This is a genomic window from Bergeyella cardium (genome assembly GCF_009914665.1).
Taxonomy (GTDB): domain Bacteria; phylum Bacteroidota; class Bacteroidia; order Flavobacteriales; family Weeksellaceae; genus Bergeyella_A; species Bergeyella_A cardium.
The window spans coordinates 1,529,870-1,542,826 of record NZ_CP029149.1; the positions used below are offsets into that span (position 1 = coordinate 1,529,870).

Below are 12,957 nucleotides of genomic sequence, written 5' to 3' on the forward strand. Positions count from 1 at the left end.
ACCCACCTGCCATTTTAAGAAATAAAGACAGAAGACTTATGAAGGCTATAGTCGGGTATTGGCTATAAGCAAGAAAGCCACTATTAAAGTTGTATGTCATTAGCTTATTTACTATAATATTTTATACATTTGCAGCCTTATTTTTAAATTAATATCATCAGAATATGTCTAATATTAACAGAGACGAAAACAGTTTTAGAAAGGCAGCATTGGAATACCACCAATCTGAGCCGAAAGGGAAGATAGAAGTAGTACCGTCTAAACCGCACTCATCGCAGAGGGATTTATCACTCGCATATTCGCCAGGGGTAGCTGTTCCTTGCCTTGAAATAGAGAAAAACCCAACCACAGCCTACGATTATACGGGGAAAGGAAACCTTGTAGCTGTGATATCCAACGGTACGGCGGTGCTTGGGCTGGGAGATATAGGGGCAGAGGCATCAAAACCCGTAATGGAAGGGAAAGGTTTGCTCTTTAAAATCTTTGCAGATATTAATGTTTTTGACATTGAAATCAATGAAAAAGACCCAGATAAATTCATAGAAATCGTAAAAGGAATAGCACCGACTTTTGGGGGGATAAATCTGGAAGATATCAAAGCTCCTGAGGCTTTCTATATAGAGCAAAGGCTGAAAGAAGAGTTGGATATCCCACTGATGCACGACGACCAGCACGGTACAGCTATCATCTCTGCAGCGGCGCTTATCAACGCCCTTGAAATTGCAGGTAAGAAGATTGAGGAGGTGAAAATGGTGGTGAATGGTGCAGGTGCCGCAGCAATCGCTTGTACGAAGCTCTACATCGCCCTCGGATTGAAGAAGGAAAACATCCTAATGTGCGATTCCAAAGGGGTGATTAATGAGAGAAGGGAAGGATTAACGCCTGAGAAATTAGAATTTATTGCAAAAACCGACAGGAATACCCTCACCGAAGCGATGGAGGGTGCAGATGTATTCGTAGGACTGTCCAAAGGAAATGTAGTAACGCCAGAGATGCTACTTTCTATGGCAGAAAACCCAATTGTATTCGGGCTTGCCAACCCAGACCCAGAGATTACCTACGAGCTGGCAACGGCTACCCGTAAAGATGTGATTATGGCAACTGGGCGAAGCGATTATCCTAACCAAGTGAATAATGTGCTCGGCTTCCCATACATCTTCCGAGGGGCACTTGATGTGCAGGCATCAGGCATTAATGAAGAGATGAAACTCGCTGCCGTAAGAGCTCTTGCTGCTATTGCCAAAGAGCCGGTACCAGAGTCTGTAATCCTTGCGTATAACCTTAAAAACTTACAGTTCGGGAGAGATTATTTTATTCCAAAACCGTTTGACAACAGATTAATCACCCGAGTATCTATCGCAGTGGCAAAAGCGGCAATGGAAAGCGGTATTGCTGGCCGACCAATCGATGATTTCGAGGCTTATGAACAGCATCTGCTCGATAGAATGGGTAGAGAGGAAAAACTCCTCCGAATGATGCAGAACCGTGCGAAGTCTAATCCTAAGAGGGTAACTTTGGGCAATGCTGAAGAATATAATGTACTGAAAGCAGCTCAAATCTTGGTAGAAGAAGGAATTGCGAAGCCTATCCTCCTCGGTGAGAAGAAATACATCAAAGAGCAAATGGAGAAATTCGGTATTACTATAGATGTACCGATTATAGACCCTGCCGATGATGACCAAGAAGAAAACCGAAGAAAATACAGAGAAACCCTCTGGAAACTCCGCCAAAGAAAAGGGATGAACGAGTACAAAGCAAAGAGATATGTGCGCCAGAGAGATTATTTCGGTCCGCTAATGCTTCACCACGGAGATACCGATGCACTTATCGTTGGTTTCTCGAAGAACTATTCCAGCGTACTGAGACCTGTACTCAAAATCATTGGTAAAGAAAAAGGAGTAGAGAAAATCGCATCTATGATGATGATACTCTCCGATAAGAAGCCAATGTTCTTTACAGATACAACCATCAACCAAGACCCTACGGCAGAGGAGCTCGCCAATATCGCTAAAATGGCAGAGCGCACTGTGAAAACCTTTGCCATAGAACCGAGACTCGCAATGCTTTCTTTTGAGAACTTTGCAGGATATTCCCGCACTTCTAAAAAGGTAGCCGAAGCGGTGAGAATCCTCCACAATAAATATCCTAATATGGTGGTAGATGGTGAGATTCAGCCAGACTTTGCATTAGATTCCGAACATTTGAGCGATTATCCATTCTCAAAACTCGGAACAGAACCTGCAAATGTCTTCGTGTTCCCAAATCTGGCATCTGCTAACCTGTCTTACAAAATCCTCAGAGGGATGAAAGTAGCACAGATGGTGGGACCAATCCTTATGGGATTAGATAAACCCGTACATGTACTCCAAATGCGCTCCAGCGTAGATGAAATCGTCAATCTCGCTACCATAGCCGTTCTCGATGCACAGAGAAGAGAGGAGAAATAGACAAATTTAGAAATCATTATAAGAAAGTCCCCAAACCGAACGGTTTGGGGACTCTTCATATAGAAATGAGTGGAAAAAAGTATTTACTAAAATGAATAGAAAACTCCGAGCTGAATATTGGAATTTTTAAACCTCGTCACCTTCGTAGAGTTGTTTTCAGGATCTTTATATGGAGTTGTAAGCCCAAGGCTATATCTTAAGTTTACACCAATATTATCCGAAATATGGTATCCTGCACCTATATTCCAACCAAAGGTGAGGGTATTTGTAGCATCTTTAAAATTTACTTCGGGTTTTACTGAATCATCTCCTGCCCTATCTGTAACCACCTGCTTGCTTTCTATATTAATCTGGAGCTCAGGTCCAGTCTCTAAATAGAGCTCAGGAACAGGTTTAAACTGAAAAGATAGAGGTACAGCGATATAATTGAGCTCCCATCTGCCTTTTATATTGGTATTTTGTTTCATTGTAATGGCGGCTCCTGCGTATTGATAAAGCGCTTCTAACTGCACTGCCGTATTTCTGCTGATTTCATAATTCGCAAAGAAACCTCCATAGAAGCCTAATTTGGATTTCAGGTTTCTGTACTTGTCTTCTCCAGTTATTGTAGTGAAGTTACCACCTGCCTTACCTCCGAAATGGAAGGCACCAGCAGAGCTTTTACTGGAATAAGACGGCGAAGACTTTCTTCTGGCAGGCTCTAAGTCATTATTTGTACTTTTCTTTTGTTGTACTGTGGTCTTTTTATGTTTTACATTTTGCTTCCTCTGTGCAGAGACAAAGGTACAGCATAAGCATAAGGTTGAGATTACAATTTTTTTCATTACATTGGTTTTTAATAGGTTTAATGATAGACTTAAGTTGTTTCAGAGATTTTCTATTTCTTAAATATCAAAGTAATAGAACTGCTGTTGACATGAAGTGTTTGATTGTCTATAAGGCTAATGGGTAGTTTTGCTTCCCCTGCTCAGGTTCCAGCAATCGAGATTAGATACATCTTGCGATTGATTGCCATTGGAAATAGCTGCTATTTTCCAATTCCCAACGATAGGGTCTTTGTCTCCTACATTGTCATCTGCTCTCTTGCAGGAGAAGGCTAATAGAGACAGGCTTAATATAATAAAGAAAGCCTGAATTTTTTTTCTAAAAGATTTCATAAGTGTTTTTTTAATGTTAATCAATAATTTTTTTCAAACTTAGATAAGCTTACAGGTTTATACAATCCTGCTAATTATGGATTTTGAAATCCCCACTTTTAGGGATTTTTCACCTTTAATGCACTTATTTCCCAAAACCTTAGTACTTTTACCCTTATTTAATTTGTATGAGAATAGTCTTTAGCCTGTTGTTTATTATAATATTTAGCAGTATTTCTGCCCAGAATAATGATGCTTTTCTGGATAGTCTTAATAAAAAGCTCTCAGAAGTTCAGAAGCCTGATGAGAAATTTAAGATATTAATGAAAATATCAGATTACTGGTCTTACAGGGATACAGCTATGGCTTTTTCAGCGATAAAACAGGCAGAGCCTTATATAAAAGATGAGTATACAAAAGGGCTGAAATACTTCTACAAAGCGGGAGTTTATTTTGATAAGGATATAGACGCCAGCCAGCAGCTTTATTTAAAGGCAGAACCTCTCATTGCTACTAAAAAATCAACAGAATCCTACGAATACAGAGCTCGGCTGTGGCATAACTATGGTGTTTTGGAGCAGATAAAAGGCAATGGCAAACAGCTGATGGATATCACCCTTAAAAAGTGCATTCCTTTTGCAGAAAAATCAAATAATAATACCCTTTTAGCAGGTTATCATACCGATATAGGCATTCTTTTCTTTAATATAAAGGAGTACGAAAAGGCGATTCATTACTATAAAAAAGCCATCAGCATTTTAGATAAAGACACCCAATCATCTATACAAAAAGGAGAAACCACTGCTTGGGCATACATCAACCTTGCTGAAACCTATCTCTTTTTAAAGCAGAATATAGAAGCTCTACACTCAATAGAAAAGGCAGAAAAAGCACTTGTAAATATTCCGCAGTCTCAGTATAATGTACTCATATATAAGGTGAAATCTCGATATTATATCAGTACCGAAAACATAACCGAAGCCTTAACTTATATAGAAAAGGGAATTAGTTTTGCTCAGAAAATGGGACTGGAGTATGATGAGCAGTCCTTGAGCTATGAAAAATTCAGACTTTACAGAGATTTAAAGCAGTACAGCGAGGCAAAACAGGTATTGATTAGCCTGTTAGAAAACAAGAAATTTCTCAAGAACAAGAAAAACCATCTTATTTATCTCAATGATATTGCGAGTTTAGAATATGAAAATAAAAACTATAAAGAGGCTTTTGAGTATCTGAAAAAATTTCAGGTAATTTATGATAGCCTTACGCAGGAAGATGAGAAAACAAAAATCATCTCTCTGGAATCCAAGTTTAAAAATAAGGAGCAACAAACCGAAATCCAATATCTTAAATCCAAAAATTACCAGCAGAAGATTATCTTTTGGATAAGTTCAGCTCTCATTATCATCATTGCATTTTTTATTATTTATACTTATCGGCAGAGGAAGAAACATAATGAACAAAAACTCCTTAACATACAGAAAACAAAGGAAATAGAAGTAAAACAAGCCCTTACTGATGGTGAGAATAAAGAGCGAGAGAGGATATCAAAAGAACTGCACGATGGTATAGGTGGTAAAATTACAGGGATTAAAATCAGTCTGGAGCACCTTGCTCGTGAGCAGGAAGATGAAAAACTGCTAAAAGCCATTAATAGCCTTGATGAAGCGGTATCAGAAGTTCGCCTTATCTCCAAAAACCTCGCTCCCATCACCCTCCTCAAATATGGTTTGGAAGAGGCGATAAAGGACTTTTGCCAAAATTCACAAAACGATTATTGCAAGATTTATTTCTATTCCAAAAACCTTAATATTATAAACGATAAAGTAACTCAAATGCACATTTACCGCATCTTGCAGGAGTCTGTAAGCAATGCTATAAAGCACTCAGAAGCAAGTAAAATCATTGTGCAATGCACCTATGAGCCTCCTTTCCTGCTAATGGAAATAGAGGACAATGGTAAAGGTTTCAATCCAGAGACTGTTAGCCGAAATTTAGGACTTAATAATATAGAAAAGAGAGTCATAGCCCTCAACGGGAAACTCACCATAGAATCTGCACTCCAAAAAGGTACAACCATAAATATAGAATGCAACATATGAAAGCAATAGACATTATTATCTGTGATGATCATCCGCTCATTACCGAGGGGCTTCAAAGTTTTATCAATAATACAAAGGAGATGAGAATTATTGCCACAGCTTCTTCTGCCAGAGAGCTATGGGAGATTCTAAAAGATTACCAGGCAGATGTCCTTCTATTGGATATTAGCTTGCCCGATAGCAACGGTGTAGAGCTCTGTGCGGAAATTAAGGCAAAGTACCCTCATCTCAAAGTACTGGCGCTGAGCAATCATAACGAGCGTAGCTATATCCTCCGTATGCTTAGCAGTAATGCATCTGGTTACCTCATTAAAAGCTCATCTATTGTGGAGATTGAAAAGGCAATAAAAGAAGTCCATTCAGGTAGAATTTATTTTGATGATGAGGCGCGGAAAATCCTCGCTTCTCTTGCGAATACCGAGACTACCAGCCTACCACCGATTACCAAACGCGAAAAGGAGGTTCTAAAATACATTTCCGAGGGGCTTACCTCTCCTCAGATTGCTGAAAAAATGTATATTACCTCTCAGACAGTCGATAGCCATCGTAAAAATCTAATGGCAAAATTCTCGGTCAATAAAACCATCAACCTCCTCCAAAAAGCTAAAGAATTAGGTATTATATAAAATGAGAGTGAATGGGTATAATACCAGCTTTATCAAATTAATGAGCTCTATTTTTTAAGAGGTTAATAATACTTTTTATACAATAAAACTCAATTTTAATTTTTAAATTATTAAAAATATTTCTGACAATCTGGCAAATCCTATATTTTATCTCCTAAAAAAAATCTACTTAAAATGGAGGCAAAGCAAAGGCGGAAGGAAAAAGTGATAAATATCTAATATCTGCCAAAATGTCTTTTTCCCTGTCTCTTTGTTTGATAAATTAATAATTCCTTAGTTTCATATAGATTACGGATATTTTAAAAATGATTACATTTGTGGCAAACTGCTTATTATTATGAAAGAAACATATCTGAAAACCCAGTCGGTTTCCTTTGAAGATTTTAAGAAAAGCATCTTAGATGACTATAAACTTGGAAGAATCTCCCGAGAGCTTTCCTTGCTTGGAAGGCGCGAAGTGCTTACAGGAAAAGCCAAATTCGGTATCTTCGGAGATGGCAAAGAACTCCCGCAAATCGCTATGGCAAAAGTCTTCCGAGAGGGAGATTGGCGCTCTGGCTACTATCGTGATCAGACCCTTGCGCTTGCTGTAGGTGCTCTTAGTCCGCAGTCTTTCTTTGCTCAGCTCTATGCAGATACAGATACCAGCAGAGAGCCTGCAACAGGTGGTAGGCAAATGAATGGGCACTACGCTACCCGAAGCCTGAATGATGATGGTAGCTGGAAAGACCTTACCAAAATAAAAAATGTATCCTGCGATATTTCTCCTACTGCTGGGCAGTTCCCACGACTCTTGGGGTTGGCTCAAGCATCTAAGATATTCAAGGAAATTCAGTTTGAAGGCTCTGAAAAGTTTTCAAACAAGGGTAATGAAATAGCTTTTGGTACCGTGGGCGATGCCTCCACTGCAGAGGGGCATTTCTGGGAAACCCTCAATGCTGCTTGTGCCCTCCAAGTGCCTATGATTATCTCTATTTGGGATGACGGTTACGGTATCTCTGTGCCTACCCATAACCAAAGAGCAAAAGTAGATATTGCCGAAATGCTATCTGGCTTCCAGAGAAAAGCAGGAGAAAAGCAAGGCTGTGAGATTATTCAAGTGAAAGCGTGGGATTATCCTGCCCTCATTGATGCTTATGCCAAAGCGGAGCACTTCGCTCGTGAAGAGAGCGTTCCTGTAGTTATTCACGCTGTAGAAGTAACTCAGCCACAGGGGCACTCTACATCTGGCTCACACGAAAGATATAAATCCGAAGAGAGACTTGCTTGGGAAGCAGAGTATGATGGATTAGCAAAATTCAAAGAATGGATTCTTGAGTATTCTGTTACATTAGATAAGAAAAAGCATCCTCTGGCTACCCTCGAAGAGCTTGAAACTATAGAAAACGAAGCTAAAAAGGAAGTAAAAGAGGCTCAAAAAGCGTCTTGGGCAGCATACAGAAAGCCAATAGATGATGCAAAAGCAGAGGTTTATCCACTTGTAAAGGCATTATCCGAAGGAAATGAAAACATAAAACAGGAATTAGATGCTTTTGATAAGATTGTAACCATAGGTAAAAAGGATGTATTCCATTTGGGAAGGCAGGCGCTTTTATTCTCTGTAAATTCACCTCAGAAAGAAGATTTGAAATCCGTATTACAAAGGTTCTTTAAAGCAGAGGAAGATAATTACTCCTCTCATCTCTATTCTCAGTCTCAGTGGAAAGCGACTTCGGTGGAGGAGATTAAACCTGTATATTCCAGCACTTCCTTAGAGGTAGATGGTAGAATTGTCATCAGAAATAATTTTGATAAAATATTTGAAAAATATCCTCAGACGCTCATCTTTGGAGAAGATTCTGGGAATATAGGCGATGTAAACCAAGGTTTGGAGGGTATGCAGGAGAAATATGGTGCTACACGAGTGGCAGATACGGGTATTCGTGAGGCAACTATCCTCGGTCAGGGTATTGGTATGGCGATGAGGGGGCTTCGTCCTATTGCGGAGATTCAGTATTTGGATTATCTGCTCTACTGCCTTCAAGGGATGAGCGATGACCTCGCTACTCTACAATACAGAACCAAAGGAGGGCAAAAAGCACCGCTTATCATCAGAACAAGAGGGCATAGATTAGAAGGAATCTGGCATTCTGGCTCTCCTATGGCAGGGATTCTCAACCTATCAAAAGGGATTAATATCCTTGTGCCAAGGAGCTTAACAAAAGCAGCAGGTTTCTATAATACAATGCTTAAAACCGATGAGCCAGCACTTATTATTGAATGCTTAAATGGCTATAGATTAAAGGAAACTCAACCTGATAACTTGGGTGAATTTACAGTACCTGTAGGTAAGATAGAAATAACCCGAGAGGGAGCAGATGTAACGCTGGTAACTTATGGTTCTACTTGGCGTATTGTAACTCAAGCAGCGGAGACGCTTCAAAAATTAGGTATTAATGCTGAGGTGATAGATGTTCAGTCTCTTGTGCCATTTGATATAGCAGGCGAAATCGTTGGGGAGAGTCTTAAAAAGACCAATCGTCTTGTGATTATAGATGAAGATGTGCAAGGTGGAGCGTCTGCTTATATTCTGCAACAGATTTTGGAGAATCAGCAGGGGTATAAGTACTTAGACTCTGCTCCACTGACCATTACGGGCAAAGACCATCGGCCTGCCTATGGCTCGGATGGGGATTATTTCAGTAAGCCTTCGGTGGATGATATTGTAGAGAAGGTTTATGCGCTCTTTAATGAGGTAAATCCCACGAAGTATCCATTAGATTAATATAAAAGAGCTCCTCTGAATACTCAGAGGAGTTTTTTTATGGAATTGAATTCCAACTTTTAGATCTAATCCCTACTAAATTGTTTTTAGCCATCAGTTTATAGTATGGATCGCATTGTTTAAGGCTTTAATTTTAATGAAAAACTCTCCCTGTGTTAGGGGAGAGTTATATCCATTCTATGGGGAAGATTAATTATTTTTAATTACTCACTAATTGCCTTTATACTAATGAGAACTGTTTGAGCATTCGGATATCGTTTTCAAAGAACATTCGGATGTCTCCCATTTGGTAGAGGAGCATTACGATTCGTTCTATTCCCATTCCGAAGGCATAGCCGCTGTATTGGTCGGGGTCTATGTCTACATTAGTCAGTACGGCGGGGTCTACCATTCCGCAGCCCATTATTTCTAGCCAGCCTGTTCCTTTGGTTATTCGGTAGTCAGTCTCGGAGTTGAGCCCCCAATATACATCTACTTCGGCACTTGGTTCGGTGAATGGGAAGTAGGAAGGACGCATTCTTATTTTGGATTTCCCGAAGAGCTCGGTGGTGAAGAACTGAATGGTCTGTTTCAGGTCTGCGAAGCTCACCGCTTTGTCTATATAAAGCCCCTCTATCTGGTGGAAGATGCAGTGCGAGCGGGAGGAGATAGCCTCATTTCTAAATACTCTACCTGGTGAGAGTATTCGGATGGGTGGCTCGCTTTGCTCCATATGGCGAATCTGCACTGATGAGGTATGCGTTCTGAGGAGTATATCAGGATGGGTTTCTATGAAGAAAGTATCTTGCATATCTCGTGCAGGGTGATATTCTGGCAGGTTGAGCGCCGTGAAATTATGCCAGTCGTCTTCTATTTCGGGACCATCTGCTACGGCAAAACCTATGGATTTAAAGATTTCAATAATTCTGTTTCTCACTAAATTGATGGGGTGCCTTGTCCCTAAATCGAGAGGGAAGCCAGGGCGTGTGAGGTCTTCTTTTACTTCGGTTTGGCTGGTTTCAAAGGTAGATTTAAGAGACTCCAGCTTCTCTGCAACGGACTGTTTTAAAAGATTTATTTTCTGCCCAAACTCTTTTTTTTGTTCGTTAGGCACTTCTTTAAATTTTGCAAATAAATCATTCAGAATACCTTTTTTACCATTAAACCGTATTCTGAATTGCTCCATTTCTTCCTTGCCTTGCGCTACGAAGTTTTGTACCTCTTTCAGATAATCTTCTATACTTTGTATCATCTTGGATTTAATCGTTAGTAAGGCGCAAAAGTAAGAATTTTTTTTATAGGCTTGCTTTCTGGTCATTCAAATATTTTATTTAATTTTAGCTCGTGAATCAGTAGAAATATTAACCCTAAAAAGTAAAACTTATGAAAAAGATTCTTTTTCCAACAGATTTCTCGGAAGTGGCAGATAATGCCTTTGTCTATACCCTGCACCTCGCTAAGAGTATGCAGGCGGAGATTATTGTAGTACACGCCTTCGATGCCGATGTGCTTTCCAGCTTCCACAGTGGGCATCCAGAGCTGGTAGCCAATGTATATACTACGATGGAGCTTGGCGAATTTGAGCAGTTTAAGAAAGAAGGTCAGAAATTAAGAGAAATTGCCGAAAAGCATCAGCTCAGCGATTTAAAGATTAGTTTTATGTTTGAGGCTGGTGGGCTACCGCACATCCTTACCAAAGTGGCCAAGAAAGAAGGCATCAGTATGGTAGTGATGGGTACTAGCGGTGCTTCTGGATTTGGTAAAAGATTCTGGGGCACGAATACCCTAAATGCTATGCAGTCTATGAACCTTCCCGTGCTCAGTATCCCAGGCAGTGCCGAGTTTCATACGATAAAAAATATCGGATTTACAACGGTATTTAAGGATTCCGATAAGGAGATATTACAAGAGCTCCTCACAGCTTCTGAGTATTTTAATGCGCAGATAAAAGTTCTCCACATTATAGAATACAGTGGTAATGTAGAGAAGAAAGAGGCCTTTGCAGCTGAGAAAATCAATGAGTGGAAACACTTCTTTAGCAGTGATAAATTAGACTTCGTAGTTTCTAAAGCAGATGATTTAAGAAAGGGCGTACTCGGCTTTACAAAATCTGAAAATATAGATGCTCTGGTCATTGCTAAAAGAAATCTCAGCTTTATAGACAGTCTCTTTTATTCCAGCCTCAGCGATAAGCTCGCCTCCAAAATAGATATCCCGCTTTTGGTTATTAAGGAGAAATAGTATTTTTGGGCTATGAATGTACAGGAGTTTTATAACAGTTATTACAAAAGGGCAAATAAGGTAACCATAGACAGCCGAAAAATAGAGCAGAATGATATCTTTTTTGCCTTTTCCGGTGAAAATTTTAATGCTGCTACCTTGGCAGAAAAAGCTGTAGAGCAGGGTGCTTTGGCGGTTATCGTAGAGCAGCAGGAGTTTGAGAATAGAGACCTCAATATATTTTTTGCACCCTCTACTTTAGACTTCTTGCAGGCGCTTGCGAGGCATCACAGGCAGCAGCTCACCATTCCCGTTATAGGGCTTACAGGAAGCAACGGCAAGACCACTACAAAAGAACTCATCAGCACCGTACTGATGCAGAAATATAAAGTCCAATACACTTTGGGAAACCTCAATAACCACATCGGTGTACCGCTCACGCTGCTCTCCATAAAACCTTCACACGATATTGCTGTGGTAGAAATGGGGGCTAATCATCAGCACGAAATAGAGGCGTTGTGCAGCATTTCTCAGCCTACCATAGGTTATATTACCAACTTTGGAAAGGCTCACCTCGAAGGCTTCGGTGGTTTTGAAGGCGTTATTAAAGGTAAATCCGAGCTTTATGATTATTTAAAAAGCCATCAGCAGAAGATTTTAATGAATGATAATGATGAAATCCAGCGCGAGAAAGTGGGGGATTACTTTAATAGAGTTTCTTTCGGTACGGAGGCATCAGATTTTATGTTCCAGAAATATACTTCTGACCACTTTGTGGGTATAGAATACGCAGGCAGAAAGGCGCTCTCCCATCTCACAGGCGATTATAACTTTACCAATCTCTGTGCTGCTGCTGCTCTTGGACTGTCGTTCGGTATTGATTTTAATGACATTGCCCTTGCCATTGAGGCATATACGCCTACCAATATGCGCTCTCAAATCATCAAAAAAGAGGGGCAAACCCTCGTCCTTGATACCTATAATGCCAATCCGAGCAGTATGTCTGCCTCGCTCCATAATTTCATCACCTTCGAAGGCTCAAAGACCATTATCATTGGTGATATGCTCGAGCTTGGGGAAGAGAGTTTAGCTGAGCATCAGCAGATTTTTAATCTTGCCAAAAGTCTGGGCTTTGATGAAATCATTACCGTTGGGCAAAACTTTGCTAAAGTAGATACCGAGCACAACTTCCCCAATACCGAAGCCCTCATTGAATACCTCAAAACTCACCCCATTCGTTCCCAAAACCTCCTCCTGAAAGGCTCGCGAGGCATAGCTCTGGAAAAACTGCTATAAGTAGAAATTTAGCTAATAGCCACCCACCGCCTATAGCCTACTGCGAGAAGCAAACCACCCCCAGCTAGTAGCTAAAAGCCAGTAGCCAGCCGCCCCTATTGCGTAATAAAAAAATACTCTTATATTTGCCTCGCAATTAGATGAAAAAAGGATGAAAAGGAATACCCAAAATATGACAAATATCACATACGCAAACTTGCGTATGTGCAATAATTTGTTATCCTTCCTTCCTTCCTTCAAAATATAGTCTTATTTAAAAGACTATATAGAGCGCCGATAGGCGCGCGGGCTCTGCCCGCGCGCCTATCGGCGCTTTTGCACTTGCCCGTTTTTTATTTTTCCACTTGTGCAGGAGGCTGTGCTCCCCACAAAGTCGCGAGCGAAGCG

The 12,957-nt window shown here is 40.3% G+C and carries 9 protein-coding genes; 6 read left to right on the plus strand and 3 right to left on the minus strand.

The features are described 5' to 3' along the window. Positions 1–164: 164 nt before the first annotated feature. Entirely contained in the window at positions 165–2,447 is a 2,283-nt protein-coding gene (locus DBX24_RS07060) for an NADP-dependent malic enzyme (protein ID WP_160224404.1), read from the plus strand. Positions 2,448–2,533: 86 nt separating this feature from the next. Here DBX24_RS07060 and DBX24_RS07065 read toward each other — a convergent pair whose 3' ends face one another. Further along, the gene (locus DBX24_RS07065; RefSeq protein WP_160224405.1) at positions 2,534–3,271 is read right to left on the minus strand and encodes a porin family protein; all 738 of its coding nucleotides are present in this window, start codon (positions 3,269–3,271) and stop codon (positions 2,534–2,536) included. 117 nt (positions 3,272–3,388) lie between these two features. Then, the gene (locus DBX24_RS07070; RefSeq protein WP_120489337.1) at positions 3,389–3,604 is read right to left on the minus strand and encodes a hypothetical protein; all 216 of its coding nucleotides are present in this window, start codon (positions 3,602–3,604) and stop codon (positions 3,389–3,391) included. 167 nt (positions 3,605–3,771) lie between these two features. Here DBX24_RS07070 and DBX24_RS07075 point away from each other — a divergent pair, with 167 nt between their 5' ends. The 3 genes from DBX24_RS07075 (at position 3,772) to DBX24_RS07085 (ending at position 9,075) form a co-directional block, all read left to right on the plus strand. Next, the gene (locus DBX24_RS07075) at positions 3,772–5,685 is read left to right on the plus strand and encodes a tetratricopeptide repeat-containing sensor histidine kinase (protein WP_160224406.1); all 1,914 of its coding nucleotides are present in this window, start codon (positions 3,772–3,774) and stop codon (positions 5,683–5,685) included. Further along, complete coding sequence (locus DBX24_RS07080) at positions 5,682–6,311, plus strand: response regulator (RefSeq protein WP_162926742.1); 630 nt, start codon at positions 5,682–5,684, stop codon at positions 6,309–6,311. Before DBX24_RS07075 ends, DBX24_RS07080 begins: the two co-directional genes overlap by 4 nt. Positions 6,312–6,648: 337 nt before the next feature. Next, positions 6,649–9,075: an alpha-ketoacid dehydrogenase subunit alpha/beta gene (locus tag DBX24_RS07085; protein WP_160224407.1), complete on the plus strand. Its 2,427-nt coding sequence runs from the start codon at positions 6,649–6,651 to the stop codon at positions 9,073–9,075. A 220-nt stretch (positions 9,076–9,295) separates the two neighbouring features. Here DBX24_RS07085 and pheS read toward each other — a convergent pair whose 3' ends face one another. After that, positions 9,296–10,306 (minus strand): phenylalanine--tRNA ligase subunit alpha, encoded by a 1,011-nt coding sequence (gene pheS / locus DBX24_RS07090; RefSeq protein ID WP_120489333.1) that lies wholly within the window; start codon positions 10,304–10,306, stop codon positions 9,296–9,298. Between the two features lie 131 nt (positions 10,307–10,437). On the opposite strand from pheS, the gene DBX24_RS07095 reads away from it, so the two are divergent. Further along, on the plus strand, positions 10,438–11,295 hold the full coding sequence (locus tag DBX24_RS07095) for a universal stress protein (protein ID WP_160224408.1): 858 nt from the start codon (positions 10,438–10,440) through the stop codon (positions 11,293–11,295). 12 nt (positions 11,296–11,307) lie between these two features. Then, a complete protein-coding gene (locus DBX24_RS07100) occupies positions 11,308–12,570 on the plus strand; it encodes a UDP-N-acetylmuramoyl-tripeptide--D-alanyl-D-alanine ligase (protein WP_160224409.1) in 1,263 nt (420 codons plus the stop codon). The last annotated feature ends 387 nt before the right edge of the window (positions 12,571–12,957 follow it).